The following is a 13,665-nucleotide window of genomic DNA, read 5'->3' as shown; positions in this document are numbered from 1 at the left end:
ACATCCACACCCGCGACGCTCGTCACGCCATCGTCGCTGGCGGCGCCGCCGCCGCCCGGGTCGTTGTGGCCGCAGCACTCATCATGACCTGCATCTTCGCCAGCTTTCTCCTTTCCGCGGACACCACCATCCGATCCCTCGCCCTCGCCCTGGCCATCGGAGTCGCCTGCGACGCCCTTGCCGTGCGCATGACCATCGTGCCCGCCGTGCTTACCCTCGCCGGCAAACACGCCTGGTACCTCCCCCGCTGGCTCAACCGGATTCTCCCCGACCTCGACATCGAAGGAACCTCACTCCCGCAACGACCCACCCCACCTGCCACCGCCAGCCATCGACCAGGCACCGAACAACGTGAGGCTGTCGAGAGCAGGCATCCGCGGTGAGCCAGAACACGGCTGAATCTCGGCGAGCTTTGGCAATAAGCCCGAGGAGGCAGCTCACCATGGCTAGGCCATTGGCCAAGACACCATTCGTTCTTGCCCTGCCGAATGGGCCCCGCGCACCCCGCTGCGCGCGCGATTTCATCCAGAGCAGCTCAGCGTTCCGCACCGAGTCATCTCGTGACTCAGCGGTACTGATGGTCTCCGAGCTGGTCACCAATGCTGTGATCCACGGGCGGCCACCCATCGTTCTCACGGTCGCACGTGTCCGGTCCGGCGTGGAGATCAGTGTCGCCGACGATCAACCCGACTGGCCTGTGCTGCGGCCACCTTCGCGCGAGGCCGTGGCCGGTCGGGGAATGCAGGTCGTCGAGGCTCTCGCGGCCTCGTGGGGAGTACGCCGACGCCCGGTCGGCAAGACCATCTGGCTCCTTCTCGCCGACAACGAGATACGCCAGATAACGGCTTGATGTCGGTACAAACGTGCCCGGCAATCCGCTGACGACCACCACTGGGTGAGACTGTCCGGCGTGGGTCATGAGAATTTTCTCGGGCGGCTACCCGGCCACCTCGACGCTAGCCCTGCCGCCCCCGCCCATGCTCGGTAACGGGAATGTCGACGGCAGGGGTCAGCGCCGATGCCAGTGGGGCGCTGTCCTCATTGCGCCGCTGGGCCCGCCCCGTCCACGTGGCCGTCATGGGGTGCGTGCTGCTGCAGGGAGCCCGCGCCGGTCTGAGGCCCGTGCGCTTGCACGACCTTCGGCATACGGCGGCAAGCCTGCTGCTCTCGCAAGGTGTGCCCGCCCGGGTCGTGATGGAGGTGCTGGGTCACTCGCAGATCAGCGTCACGTTGAACACCTACAGCCACGTAGCTCCGGAGCTCGCCATAGAGGCTGCCGAGCGGATGGAAGGTGCGCTGTGGTCGGCGCCGTAGGAACACTTTGGCTGCTTCTTTGGCTGCTCGGGGCCCTGCATGTCCGGTTCAGGTCCCCGAGCCAGGGCTCGCGCGCGGCGTTGACCTGGGGTTTTGGTGGAGCCGCTGTTCACCTTCGGTTGATGCTTGACGTGTGTTGTTCGGTTGATCGTTGACACTCCCGGTCACAGATTAGGTGTGTGTTGCCTGGGTGGAGGCGTTCTTCTTGCGCACCTCCCCTCGGCTGGTGCGTTTGACGGTTTTGATCAGTTCGGGTCCGGACCAGATCTGCAGGAGGTCGTCGTCGACGTGGATGTCGACTTGGCTGCCGGCGTGGCTGATGCCGAGGCAGATCTGTTGCCAGGACACACAGACCACGCCGTTGCGGGACACGTGCCGGGCCACCCAGGTGTCGCCGGTCCGGTCCTGGCGCAGCGCGGTGAGTTCGGGGACCGGTGAGCCGGGGACATCTGGTTCGCGGGGTGCGGTGAACTTCGCGGCGGGGGTGCTCATGCCCAGTGCCTGGTGCGGCCGGGTGGTGTTGTAGTAGGAGACCCACTCATCGAGTGCCTGCTGGGCGGTGTTGAGGGACCGGAATACCTGCCGGGTGTCGAACTCGGCGCGCAGGGTGCGGTGGAGCCGCTCGATCTTGCCGGTGGTGGTCGGGGACCGCGGCGCGGTGAGCAGGTGTTCGATGCCGTTCTCCCGGCAGATCCGGTCGAAGAGCACCTCGGTGGGCGGATGCCCGAACCGGCCGGTGAACACCCGCCCGTTATCGGTCAACACCTGCTGCGGCACTCCGTGCGCCCGCAGCGCCGCGGCTAATCCGTCGCAGACCGGCCGGGTCCGCTCCCGGGCCATCAGCCGGGCCGACACGCAGTACCGGGAGTGGTCATCCACCCCGGTCAACGCCTTGGCGTGGGTGCCGTCGGCCAGCGCGAACCCGCCGACCAGGTCCATCTGCCACAGCTCCATCGCCGTCCCCCGTTCCCACCGGCGGAACCGGTCAGCGCGCCGCACCCGCCGCTCGGACTCGATCAACCCGGCCCGCACCAGACACCGGTAGACCGCCGACTCCGACGGCAGCTGCCCGGCCGGCACCAACTCGCCCCGCACCAGCTCATGCCGGATCCGCCGGGGTCCCCACCACCGGTGCACCCGCCGCAACTCCAACACCGCCGCCGCCACCACCGCCGGCATCTGATGCGGACACGACCGCGGCCGGTGCGACCCGTCCTGAAGCCCGGCAAGGCCGCCGGCCTCGTACCGACCCAGCCAGGCATGCATCGTCTGCCGCGACACCCCCCACTGCTGGGCCACCTCGGTGACGCTGTGGCCCTCGGCGATGACCGCCAGCACAGCCTGATACCGCTGCTCAACCACGCTCAACTCCCTCATACCGAGGGAGTGTCAACAATCAGCCGAAGAAGCCGTCAAGCATCAGCCGAAACACCGTCAACCATCAACCGAAGCCCGACCGTCAAGCATCAGGCGACGCAATACATTTTGGTGGAGCCGCCTGTCGGAATCGAACCGACGACCTGCTCATTACGAGTGAGCCGCTCTACCGACTGAGCTAAGGCGGCACGGCGCCCGGGCTACGCCCGGCCGGTGGCCGCGGCAAGTGTAGCCGCTAGCCGGTCGGCGACTCGCCGCCCACCGGACCCTTGCTGGCCGGGCTCGCCTCGTAGTCCTGGCGCGACCCGCACACGCTCGCCCGGCTGCACGCGCACCGCCGGCCCCCGTCGTTCAGCCGTACGACGACCGAATCGGCGGGCACGTTGTGACCGACCACCCGTCCCGGTCCCTCGGCCGTCTCCACCTGCGAGCCCACTGCGGGGGCGGACGCCGCGAAGTCGGCGTAGAGCGGGTGCTCGTACTTCAGGCAGCACATCAGCCGGCCGCAGGCACCGGAGATCCGCAACGGGTTGAGCGGCAGATCCTGGTCCTTGACCATGCGGATCGACACCGGCTCGAAGTCACGGAGGAAGGTCGCACAGCACAGATCGCGCCCGCACGAGCCGATGCCGCCCTGCGCCCGCGCCTCGTCCCGCGCGGAGAGCTGACGCAACTCGACGCGGCACTTCAGCGTCGCGCCGAGGTCGCGGACGAGGGCCCGGAAGTCGACCCGTTGCGGCGCCGAGAAGTAGATGGTCGTGCGGTTGGGCTCGGGCAGGTGGTCGATCCCGACGACCTTCATCGGCAGGCCGTGCTCGCGGATCAGGCGTTTGGCGGCCACCTTCGCCTCGGCCTTGCGCCGGCGCAGCCGTTCGTCGCGCTCGATCGCGCCCTCGTCGGCCATCCCGGCGAGCACCGGGAAGCCCTCGGTGTCGTCGGAGACCCACTGCGGCGCCCAGACGCATTCCGCGACCTCGGGTCCGTCGTCGGTCGGGACGAGCACCTTGTCGCCGACCTTGGGCGAGAGGTCACCCGCATCGAGGTAGTACAGCCGTCCGTAGCGGGTGAAGCTGACCGCGCAGAGCATGCCCACGTCAGCGGAGTCTACGGCTCCCTCGCGGCAGCACCACACCGATGGCCGCGGCGACCAAGGCGACGGCCTCCGCAATCGCGCTGACCGTCTTCTGGGTGAACCAGATGGGCTCGTACAGGTTCGGGATCGGTCCGAGCTTGCCGACGTTGACATACCGGTAGAGCATCACCGCGCCGAAGGCGCTGGCGGCCACCAGGAAGGCGAACGCGTAGGCGATCCGGGCGCCCGTGACGAGCACCATCAGGGCGGCGAACGACGCCACCCCCGCCTCGATCAGGAACAGGGTCTGGCCCGTGAACCAGCCGGTGCCGAAACCCACGGCGTACCCGTGCGCGCTGTCGACGTGCACGTAGGCGTCGACGGTGAGTCCGGCCACCACGAGAAGCCGGAGGACGATCTCAGCGACCCGATAGTTGGATTCGGGGCGATCGGTCATCGCCATCGTGGACATACGTCACCGCCAGCGCGCCGAGGCCACACCCGACTGGGTGACCTTCATGACCCAAGGTACGAGACTGATGATCGACTGGTTCACCGTTTCACCGGGATTGCCCCATCGAAACGAGACAAGTCAGGGCAGGCGCAGCGCCGCGGTCATCGCCTCCACCGCGACCCGCGGCTTGACGTTGAGCTCCAGCGCCTCGCGGCAGGCGAGTACGGCGTCCAGCCGGGCCAGCACCGCCTCGGGCGTCAGCCGGGCGACGCGGCGCACCCCGTCCTGCACGTCCGGGTTGGCCGGCGCGACCCGGGCGTCGCTCTGGACGAGCAGCACGTCGCGGTAGAACCCGGCGAGATCGACGAGGGCCCGGTCGAGGGCGTCCCGCCCGGCCCTGGTGGACCGGGACCGCTGTCGCCGCTCGAGTTCCTTCAACGCACCGGCCGAGCCGCGGGTGGCCGCCGCCGTGCCCTTGCCGGTGCCGCCGGCGCCGAGGGACCGGGCCAGCGCCTCACGCTCCGGCTCGTCCCGCTGCACGGACAACGCCTCGGCCTCCTCCTCGGCGGCCTTGACCAGCGCATCGGCCGCCGCGAGGCAGGCGTCGAGGTCGGTGAGCCGGGCCGGGATGTCGAGCACGGCCCGCCGCCGCTCGCGGGACTGCTCGTCGCGCGCCAGCCGGCGGGCCCGGCCCACATGACCTTGCGATGCCTGCGCGGCCCAGTGCGCCTGCTCCGGGTCGACGCCGTCCCGCCGGACCAGCACCTCGGCCACCGCTGCCGCGGAGGGTGTCCGCAGGCTGATCACCCGGCACCGGGACCGGACCGTCACCGGAACATCGTCGGGATGGGTCGACGGGGCACAGAGCAGGAACACGGTGCGGGCCGGCGGCTCCTCGATCGCCTTGAGCAGGGCGTTGGCGGCCGCCTCGGTCAACCGGTCGGCGTCTTCGACGACGACGACCTGCCAGCGACCACCGGACGGTGCGCGGGCGGCGGTCAACACGATGGACCGCATCTCCTGGACCGGGATGGACAACCCCTGCGGGACGACGAGGTGCACGTCGGCGTGGGTGCCGGCCCGGACGGTGTGACACTCGGCGCAGTGCCCGCAACCGCCGTCGGGGCACTGAAGGGCCGCCGCAAAGGCGCGAGCGGCGACGGACCGGCCCGACCCCGGTGGCCCGGTGAACAGCCAGGCGTGCGTCATCGCCCCTGGTGCCGCCGGGTCGCCGGCGACCACCGCGGCGGCGGCACCGGCCGCCTCCCGCAGGACGGCGACCGCCTCGGGCTGACCGACCACCTCGTCCCAGACCGTCACCGTTTCCGCTCCAGTTCCGACCGATCCTGGGAGGATTCCGGGGTCGGTCGCGACATCGGCTCCGCCACTCCCCCATCGTCCTCGTCGCGATCCCCGTCGACCGGATCGGCGGCGTCGACCTCACCCTCCTCGGCCTCCGGTGCCGGGATTCCGCGCGCCCGGAGCAGGCCGTCGATGACCGTCGCGACCTCTCCGGCGAGGCTGTCCGGATCGCGGTCGGCGGGCAGCACCAGATAGGCGTCCGGGTTGCTCTCCGCCAGGCTGCCGAACGCCTCCCGGACCCGGCGGTGGAAGTCCAGCGATTCCTGTTCCAGCCGGTCGGCGACCCCGCGTTTGTCGACCCGGGCCAGCCCGATTTCCGGGTCGAGGTCGAGCAGGACCGTGAGGTCGGGTCGGAGGCCATCGGTGGCCCATTTCGACAGCTGACGGATCTCGTCCAGAGCGAGCGCCCGACCGGCGCCCTGATAGGCCAGCGAGGAGTCGACGTAGCGGTCGGTCAACACCACCGCGCCGCTCTCCAATGCAGGACGGATGACCGTGTCGACGTGGTCGGCCCGGTCGGCGGCGAACAGAAGCGCTTCGGCCCGCGGACTGAGCGCGGCGTCACCACGGTTCAGCAGAATCTGCCGCACCTTTCCGCCGGTGTCGGTGGCGCCGGGCTCGTGCGTGCTCACCACTGCGACGCCACGGGTCCGCAGGTGCTCGGCGAGTCGCTCGATCTGGGTGGTCTTACCGACGCCCTCACCGCCCTCGAAGGCGACGAAGAAGCCGCCCTGGGTGAGCCTGCGCCGCTTCGTACTGTCACCCCGGAACGCACTCACCAGGTCGGCGACCAGCGGAACGACGTTGCGATCGTCCATCTGCCGGTAGGCCAGGATGCCTACCAGGACGGCCAGCAGGCCGGCGGCCACGAGCAGGAATCTGGTGCCGTCGATGGTGATGTGCGCACTGCCGATGGTGATCTGCTGCTGGCGTACGACGCCCACGAGGAACGGCACGGCGGCGAGGGTCAGGATCAGGACCACGCGCACCAGCGACTGCACGAGGGCGAACGTCCGACCCCGCACGTCGTCCTCGACCTCGGAACCGATCAGGGTCATGCCGGACAGGTAGGCGATCCCGCCGCCGAAACCGACGCCGACGATGGCCGTGATCGCCAGCACGAGCAGCGGCATGAAGGCCATGAGGACGAGGCACGCGCCCGCGAAGACGATCGCGATTCCGAACAACCGGCGGCGCGACAGCTCGCGCGCAATCCTGGGGCCGAACGCCATGCCGAGCCCGAGCCCGACGAAGATGGCGCCGAAGAGCAGGCCGTAGGCGGCGTCTCCCCCGCCGAGGCTCGCCGAGTAGATCTTCCCGGTGCCGATGACCGTGCCGGCGGCGGCGAAGGCGCCGAGGATGCCGATCAACAGGCCGCGCACCATCGGCGAATGCCCGACGAAGGCGAGTCCGTCGCGCATCAACCGCAGGATCCCGGGGTTCTGGACCGAGCTCCCCGGCGCCCGCTTGCCACCGATGCGCTTGATCCGGGCCACGGTGATCGCGGCGACCAGGAAGGTGAGCGCGTTGAAGTAGAACGCGAGATCGACCTGATTGGCCTTGAAGAACGGCACGGCGAGCGCAAGAGCCTTGCTGGTCCAGGCCAGTACGGCGAACAGCGCCGCGGCGACGACCGGAGTGATGCCGTAGGTCGTGATCAACGACAGCTGGTTGGCCGACTCGATCTGGTCCTTGCGGTTGAGCAGGTTGGGGACCGACGCCTCCTTGGCCGGGATCCAGAACAGGCTGAGGCACTCGATGAGGAAGGACGCGACGAACAGCCAGATCAGGGATCCGAGAATCGGGATGGAGACGAAGAGAGCGAAGCGCAGCACGTCGCAGAGCACCATCGTGCGTCGACGGTCGAAGCGGTCGGCGAAGGCACCGGCCAGCGGGCCGAAGAGCACGGCGGGAAGCAGTTGGGCGACGAGGACACCGCCCAGCGCGAAGTTCGCGGCCCGGTAGGAGTGCACGAGATCGGTGGCGAGTGCGGTCTTGGCCAGCAGGCCGAGCCAGTCACCGGTGCTCGACAGCGCGAGCGAGATCCACAGCCAACGGAAGTCGTGGATCCGCAGCACGGTGCGGATTTTGTTCGTCGACGAGGCGAACGTCTGGTCCTCACCCGCGCCACCACCACCCCCGGGAACCTCCGGCGGCGGCGCGGTGAGGTCGCTGGCGATCATTCCCCCTGGCGTATGGCAGGTCGGTCACGGGTCGGCGCCAACCCGCCACCACTGTAACGACCTGCCCCGACACCGCCACGGAGGCGAAGCGGACCCACGTCAGGCCTGCCCATTCGGGCGGATTTCGGCATCGAACGGCGCGAGCACCGTGCGCAGGGCGCCCGCGAGGCTAGCCCGGGCCCGCTCGCTCAACCCGCCCAGCAACTCCCGCTCCCGCTCCAGCAGGTCGGCGAAGGCGGCGTCGACACTCGTCCGGCCGCGCGCGGTCAGCCGGACCCGCACCGCCCGCCCGTCGGCCGGATCGGGCATCCGGCGGACCAGCCCGCGGGCCTCCAGCCGGTCGATCCGGTTGGTCATCGTGCCGGAGCTGACCAGGGTCTGGGCGAGCAGTTCACCCGGCGACAGCTGGTACGGCGGCCCGGCCCGCCGCAGCGCGGTCAGGACGTCGAACTCGTAGCCCTCGAGACCGTGCGCGTCGAACGTCGCCCGGCGGGCCCGGTCGAGATGGCGGGCGAGCCTGCTCACCCGGCTCAGCACCGCGAGGGGGGAACTGTCCAGGTCGGGGCGCTCCCGCTGCCACGCCGCCATCAGACGGTCGACCTCGTCGTGCATCCGATCACCCTAGCGTGTGCCTTGACATCGAGATATCTCCTCGACAAGGCTGAGCAGCATCTATCTCGATGTCAAGAGAATGGTGTTGGCCGATGCCGGAATGGGACCCGACCCAGTACGACCGCTACGCCGACGAGCGGAGCCGTCCGTTCGCCGACCTGATCGACCGGGTGCAGGCGAGCGATCCGTCGTACGTGGTCGATCTGGGCTGCGGTGGCGGTGCGCTCACGGCCACGCTCGCCCGGCGATGGCCGTCAGCATCGGTGCACGGAGTCGACAGTTCGCCCGCGATGCTGGCGCAGGCCGAAGCACTCGACATCCCCGAGTCGGTCGACTTCGAGGCCGGTGACATCACCGACTGGACACCGCGCGAACAGGTCGACGTCCTGGTGTCCAATGCCGCGCTGCAATGGGTGCCCGGGCACGAGAAGCTGCTTCCTCGATTCGTGGATCACCTGGCGGACGGCGGATCGCTGGCCTTCCAGGTTCCCGGAAACTTCGGTGGCCCCAGCCACACCGCGCTCGCCGACCTGGTCCGGTCACTGCAATGGCACGACAAGCTCGGCAGCGATCTGCTCCGGGCCGGCTCCCTCGACCCGGGCGACTACCTCGACATCCTGGCGCGCACCGGATGCACCGTCGACGCCTGGGAGACCACCTACCTGCACGTACTCGCCGGCGCGGACCCGGTGCTCGAATGGACCAGAGGAACAGCATTGCGGCCCGTACTCGACCGCCTCGACGAGAGCGACGCCGCCGACTTCACGGCGCAGTACGCCGACGCTCTGCGCGCCGAATACCCGCGCACCGACTACGGCACGGTGTTCCCGTTCCGGCGGGTCTTCGTGGTCGCCCGCAAGCCGGGAGGACCGGCCGCCTAGCTGCCCCGCGTCGACGACGTCGTGCTCTTGGCCGGCTTCGCGGCGGCCTTGGCCGACCTCGTCTTCTTGGCCGCCTTGGTCGCCTTCGTCGACTTGGTTGCCTTCGTGGACTTGGCCGCCTTGGTCGACTTCGTCGACTTGGTGGCCTTGGCCCGCGTCCGCTTGGGCGCCGGCCCCCGCGCCCTGCGGTCCGCGAGCAACTCGGTCGCCCGGTCCACGGTGAGGGTCTCGACCTCGTCGTCCTTGCGCAGGCTGGCGTTGGTCTCGCCGTCAGTGACGTATGGCCCGAACCGGCCGTCCTTGACCAGCATCGGCTTTCCGGTCGCCGGGTCCGGCCCCATCTCGCGCAGCGGGGGCGCCGCGGCCTGCCGCCCGCGCGCCTTCGGCTGGGCGAACAGCGCCATGGCCTCGTCGAGGGTCACCGTGAACAGCTGCTCCTCCGAGGCCAGGGACCGCGAGTCCGTCCCCTTCTTGACGTAGGGCCCGTACCTGCCGTTGAGCGCCGTCACCTCCTCGCCGTCGGGCGGCGTACCCAGCACCCGCGGCAGCGACAGCAGCCGGAGCGCGTCGTCGAGAGTGACGGTGTCGAGCGACATCGACTTGAACAGGCTCCCGGTCGGCGGCCTCTCCTTGCTGCCCTCGGGCAGGGTCATCGTGACGTAAGGCCCGTAGCGTCCCGACCGGGCGACCACTTCCTGACCGGTCTCCGGGTCGTTGCCGAGAACGCGGTCGCCTGACGGGGCGGAGAGCAGCTCCTCGACCTTCTCGGGGGTCAGCTCGTCGGGCGCGAGGTCCTCCGGGATCGACGCACGCGCCCCGTCGTCGCCGGCTCGCTGCAGGTAGGGGCCGTAACGGCCGACCCGGACGACGGTCGGCGGCTGCGTCCCGTTGGCCAGCGGGATCGAGTTGACGCCTCGGGCGTCGATCTCGGCGAGCCGGTCGGACACGAGGCTCTTCAGCCCGCCCGAACGCGAGACGCCGCCCTCCTGGCCCGCGTCGGAGCCGAAGTAGAAGCGGGTCAGCCAGTCGACGCCCTCCTCGCTGCCGGCGGCGATCGCGTCGAGGTCGTCCTCCATGGACGCGGTGAAGTCGTAGTCGACGAGCCGACCGAAGTAGGACTCCATCAGCCCGACGACCGCGAACGCCACCCACGACGGCACCAGTGCGGTTCCCTTGCGCCAGACATAGCCGCGGTCCTGGATGGTCTGCAGGATCGACGCGTACGTCGACGGCCGGCCGATCCCGAGCTCCTCCATGGCCTTGACGAGGCTGGCCTCGGTGTAGCGGGCAGGCGGCGACGTGGTGTGCCCGTTGGGCTCGAGCTCCCGCACGGTGAGGGACTGGCCCTCCTCGACCCGCGGGAGCCGCCGCTCGGCGTCGTCGCGCTCGGCGCCCTCGTCGGTCTGTTCGACGTAGGCCCGCAGGAAACCCGGGAAGGTGATCGTGCGCCCGGTCGCGGCGAACTCGACGTTCTCCCCGCTCGCCGCGGTGCCGGCGATCCGCACCGAGAGCGTCTGCCCGCGGGCGTCGGTCATCTGCGAGGCGATGGTGCGCTGCCAGATCAGCTCGTAGAGCCGGTACTCGTCCGAGGACAGTTCCCCGGCGACCTCGCCGGGCGTCCGGAAGGTGTCGCCGGCGGGCCGGATCGCCTCGTGCGCCTCCTGGGCGTTCTTCACCCGGCGTACGTAGGTCCGCGGCTCGGGCGGGACGTAGTCGGGGCCGTAGAGCTCGCGGGCCTGTTGCCGGGCGGCCGTGAGGGCCGTCTCGGACAGGTTGGTGGAGTCGGTCCGCATGTAGGTGATGTAGCCGTTCTCGTACAGCCGCTGCGCGGTGCGCATCGTGCGCTGCGCCGGGAACCGGAGCTTGCGACCGCTCTCCTGCTGCAGGGTCGAGGTGATGAACGGCGGGTAGGGCCGGCGCGTGTAGGGCTTCTCCTCCACCCGGCTCACGGTGAACGCGGTGTCGGCCAGCGTCTCGGTGAGCCGCCGCGCGGACTGCTCGTCGAGGGCGAACGCGTCGGTGCGGACCGCGCCGGTCTCCGGGTCGAAGTCGCGGCCGGTGGCGAGGCGCCGGCCGTCCATCGCGACCATGGTCGCGGTGAACGTCGCGGGGTCGGTGTCGGTCGGCTGCCTCCCCGTGTCGAAGAGACCGTCGAGATCCCAGTACTGGCCGGCGACGAACCGCAGCCGGGCGCGCTCCCGCTCGACCACGAGCCGGGTGGCCACCGACTGCACCCGCCCGGCGGACAGCTTCGGCATGACCTTCTTCCACAGCACCGGGCTGACCTCGTAGCCGTAGAGCCGGTCGAGGATCCGCCGGGTCTCCTGGGCGTCGACCAGCGCCTGGTTGAGGTCGCGCGGGCTGGCGACGGCGTCCCGAATGGCCTGCGGGGTGATCTCGTGGAAGACCATCCGGCGTACCGGCACCTGCGGCTTGAGCGTCTCGATCAGGTGCCAGGCGATGGCCTCGCCTTCGCGGTCCTCATCCGTGGCGAGGTAGAGCTCGCTCGCGTCCTTGAGGAGGCTCTTGAGCCGGGCGACCTGCTGCTTGCGGTCCGGGCTGATGACGTAGAGCGGCTCGAAGCCACGGTCGACGTCCACCCCCAGCCGCGCCCAGGACTCGCCCTTGTACTTCGCGGGGATGTCGGCGGCGTTGCGGGGCAGGTCGCGGATGTGCCCGATGCTCGACTCGACGACGTAGCCGGACCCCAGATACCCGGCGATGGTCTTGGCCTTGGCCGGCGACTCGACGATCACCAGCGCGCTGCCGCCGCCCTGGGCCCCCCGCCGACGGGTCGCCGAAGTGCGCCGGGTGGACCCGGCGGTGCGAGGGCTGTCGGTCGAGGTCGCCACGGTGCTCCAGGATCGGGAGGGACGGTGTTACGGGGCCGGTCGCGGGCGGGTTCGACTACCGCCCGGTCCGCCCGCAGTGTGCGTCAGCGGACGCGCGTCGGCAAACATGCCAACCCCTCATGCAACGTAACCCGCCGATCTGATCATCCTCGGGCGGGCCACGAAATGCGCCCGACTTGCCGGGTAAACGTCCGTTATATCCCGCCCGGGACAGGCCACTGGGCCGACCCGCCGGGCGGTGGCTCGCCGACCAGCTCGCCGAGCCGGGCCAGCCGGCGGCGGCCGACCACCCGGTAGCCCGGGCCGTCCGCCCGGGGGCCGACGAAGACGGCCGGGACGCCCGCCGCCGCCAGGGCCGCGCCTACCTGGGGCCAGACCGCCGGATCGGAGGGGCCGAGGCGAAGCAGGTAGCCGGCCGGCGCGGCGGAACCGGCGGCGAGCGCCCACAGGCGCAGCCGTGCCCCGTCGAGGGTGAAGCCGACCGGTGGCTGCTTGACCGCTCCGCGCAGCCACCGGTGGGCGAGCGGGAGCAACCGTGGACTGAACGGCGTACGGACGACGAGTTCCCCGTCGTCCTCACCGCGCTCGGCGGACAGGCTCCGCTCGGCGCACGCGGCGACGAGGGCGTCGGCCCGCCACTCCGCGTCGACGCGCACGGAGAGGCGGGCGGTGTCGCGACGCCGCACGGCCTGACCGGGACCGGCCAGGATGCCCTCGAGGTCATCGACCTCCGGCGGGCGGACGCCCGCGGTGAAGAAGGACAGCTGGCCTGACATTGCCGCAGCCTAGGTCGGCGGCGAGACCTGCGTCGGCGTACGCGCCGGGTTGGCGCCCACCGACACCTGGCGGCGCTTGGCGATGACGACGGCACCGACCACGATCGCGATGGCGGCGACCGCGATGAGCACCCGTCCGGCGACGCTGGCGCTGTCGCCGACGGAGAGCTTCACGATCGCCGGCGCAATGATCACCGCGACCAGGTTCATCACCTTGATCAACGGGTTGATGGACGGGCCGGCGGTGTCCTTGAACGGGTCACCGACGGTGTCGCCGATGACGGTCGCCTCATGGGCCGCAGTGCCCTTACCGCCGTGCACGCCGTCCTCGACCATCTTCTTCGCGTTGTCCCACGCGCCACCGGAGTTGGCCAGGAAGATCGCCATCAGCACGCCGGCGCCGATCGCACCGGCCAGGTAACCCGCCAGCGGGCCGATGCCGAGCAGGAACCCGACACCGATCGGGCCGAGGATCGCAAGCAGGCCGGGTGTGGCCAGCTCGCGCAGCGAGTCCTTGGTGCAGATGTCGACCACGCGGCCGTAGTCCGGGCGCTCGGAGAAGTCCATGATCCCGGGCTTCGTGCGGAACTGCTCGCGAACCTCGTAGACGACGCGGGCGGCAGCACGCGAAACCGCGCTGATCGCCAGGCCGCTGAAGAAGAACACCACCGAGGCGCCGATGATCACGCCGAACAGGTTGTTCGGCTGTGACAGATCGAGGCTGAACGACAACTTCGTCAGCTTGCCGGCGGCATCGAAGGCCGGCTCGCCGGCCTTGGTCA

The 13,665-nt window shown here is 70.3% G+C and carries 13 protein-coding genes and 1 tRNA gene; 4 read left to right on the top strand and 10 right to left on the bottom strand.

Going from position 1 to position 13,665, the window contains the following annotated elements:
* The 3 genes from VGH85_00225 to VGH85_00215 form a co-directional block, all read left to right on the top strand.
* On the top strand, nucleotides 1-383 hold a 383-nt coding region (locus tag VGH85_00225; protein HEY2172215.1), incomplete at its 5' end, for an MMPL family transporter.
* Between the two features lie 59 nt (nucleotides 384-442).
* On the top strand, nucleotides 443-850 hold the full coding sequence (locus tag VGH85_00220; GenBank protein ID HEY2172214.1) for an ATP-binding protein: 408 nt from the start codon (nucleotides 443-445) through the stop codon (nucleotides 848-850).
* A 143-nt stretch (nucleotides 851-993) separates the two neighbouring features.
* Entirely contained in the window at nucleotides 994-1,314 is a 321-nt protein-coding gene (locus VGH85_00215; protein HEY2172213.1) for a tyrosine-type recombinase/integrase, read from the top strand.
* A gap of 171 nt (nucleotides 1,315-1,485) precedes the next feature.
* Here the strand turns inward: VGH85_00215 and VGH85_00210 are convergent, their stop codons facing one another.
* From VGH85_00210 to VGH85_00180, 7 genes are all read right to left on the bottom strand, one after another.
* On the bottom strand, nucleotides 1,486-2,691 hold the full coding sequence (locus VGH85_00210) for an IS481 family transposase (protein ID HEY2172212.1): 1,206 nt from the start codon (nucleotides 2,689-2,691) through the stop codon (nucleotides 1,486-1,488).
* A 112-nt stretch (nucleotides 2,692-2,803) separates the two neighbouring features.
* Nucleotides 2,804-2,879: transfer RNA gene (locus tag VGH85_00205), tRNA-Thr, on the bottom strand.
* 47 nt (nucleotides 2,880-2,926) lie between these two features.
* On the bottom strand, nucleotides 2,927-3,778 hold the full coding sequence (ricT, locus tag VGH85_00200) for a regulatory iron-sulfur-containing complex subunit RicT (protein HEY2172211.1): 852 nt from the start codon (nucleotides 3,776-3,778) through the stop codon (nucleotides 2,927-2,929).
* Nucleotides 3,779-3,785: 7 nt separating this feature from the next.
* Nucleotides 3,786-4,220, bottom strand: coding sequence for a hypothetical protein (locus tag VGH85_00195; GenBank protein ID HEY2172210.1), 435 nt, complete (start codon nucleotides 4,218-4,220; stop codon nucleotides 3,786-3,788).
* Between the two features lie 135 nt (nucleotides 4,221-4,355).
* Nucleotides 4,356-5,489, bottom strand: coding sequence for a DNA polymerase III subunit delta' (locus VGH85_00190; protein HEY2172209.1), 1,134 nt, complete (start codon nucleotides 5,487-5,489; stop codon nucleotides 4,356-4,358).
* A gap of 44 nt (nucleotides 5,490-5,533) precedes the next feature.
* On the bottom strand, nucleotides 5,534-7,762 hold the full coding sequence (tmk, locus tag VGH85_00185) for a dTMP kinase (protein ID HEY2172208.1): 2,229 nt from the start codon (nucleotides 7,760-7,762) through the stop codon (nucleotides 5,534-5,536).
* Between the two features lie 99 nt (nucleotides 7,763-7,861).
* Nucleotides 7,862-8,374, bottom strand: coding sequence for a MarR family transcriptional regulator (locus VGH85_00180; GenBank protein ID HEY2172207.1), 513 nt, complete (start codon nucleotides 8,372-8,374; stop codon nucleotides 7,862-7,864).
* Nucleotides 8,375-8,442: 68 nt separating this feature from the next.
* Between VGH85_00180 and VGH85_00175 the strand changes: the two genes are divergently transcribed.
* A complete protein-coding gene (locus VGH85_00175; protein HEY2172206.1) occupies nucleotides 8,443-9,255 on the top strand; it encodes a trans-aconitate 2-methyltransferase in 813 nt (270 codons plus the stop codon).
* On the opposite strand, the gene topA is transcribed toward VGH85_00175, so the two are convergent.
* The 3 genes from topA to VGH85_00160 all read right to left on the bottom strand — a co-directional run.
* A complete protein-coding gene (topA, locus tag VGH85_00170) occupies nucleotides 9,252-12,011 on the bottom strand; it encodes a type I DNA topoisomerase (GenBank protein ID HEY2172205.1) in 2,760 nt (919 codons plus the stop codon). The two genes, VGH85_00175 and topA, sit on opposite strands and share 4 nt — an antisense overlap.
* Nucleotides 12,012-12,301: 290 nt before the next feature.
* Nucleotides 12,302-12,883, bottom strand: coding sequence for a hypothetical protein (locus VGH85_00165; GenBank protein ID HEY2172204.1), 582 nt, complete (start codon nucleotides 12,881-12,883; stop codon nucleotides 12,302-12,304).
* Between the two features lie 9 nt (nucleotides 12,884-12,892).
* Nucleotides 12,893-13,665 (bottom strand): sodium/proton-translocating pyrophosphatase (locus VGH85_00160; GenBank protein HEY2172203.1); only part of this gene is annotated, 773 nt, incomplete at its 5' end.

The sequence above is a fragment of the Mycobacteriales bacterium genome (assembly GCA_036497565.1).
Lineage (GTDB): Bacteria > Actinomycetota > Actinomycetes > Mycobacteriales > QHCD01 > DASXJE01.
The sequence above is the reverse complement of the archived record's forward strand: the minus strand, read 5'-3'. Positions and strand labels throughout refer to the sequence as shown.

Excerpts from the sequence above, each read along its gene's own strand:
- VGH85_00220 (HEY2172214.1), top strand. The coding sequence starts at position 443 with ATGGCTAGGCCATTGGCCAAGACACCATTCGTTCTTGCCCTGCCGAAT.
- VGH85_00215 (HEY2172213.1), top strand. The coding sequence starts at position 994 with ATGTCGACGGCAGGGGTCAGCGCCGATGCCAGTGGGGCGCTGTCCTCA.
- VGH85_00210 (HEY2172212.1), bottom strand. The coding sequence starts at position 2,691 with ATGAGGGAGTTGAGCGTGGTTGAGCAGCGGTATCAGGCTGTGCTGGCG.
- ricT (HEY2172211.1), bottom strand. The coding sequence starts at position 3,778 with ATGCTCTGCGCGGTCAGCTTCACCCGCTACGGACGGCTGTACTACCTC.
- VGH85_00195 (HEY2172210.1), bottom strand. The coding sequence starts at position 4,220 with ATGACCGATCGCCCCGAATCCAACTATCGGGTCGCTGAGATCGTCCTC.
- tmk (HEY2172208.1), bottom strand. The coding sequence starts at position 7,762 with ATGATCGCCAGCGACCTCACCGCGCCGCCGCCGGAGGTTCCCGGGGGT.
- VGH85_00180 (HEY2172207.1), bottom strand. The coding sequence starts at position 8,374 with ATGCACGACGAGGTCGACCGTCTGATGGCGGCGTGGCAGCGGGAGCGC.
- VGH85_00175 (HEY2172206.1), top strand. The coding sequence starts at position 8,443 with ATGTCAAGAGAATGGTGTTGGCCGATGCCGGAATGGGACCCGACCCAG.
- VGH85_00165 (HEY2172204.1), bottom strand. The coding sequence starts at position 12,883 with ATGTCAGGCCAGCTGTCCTTCTTCACCGCGGGCGTCCGCCCGCCGGAG.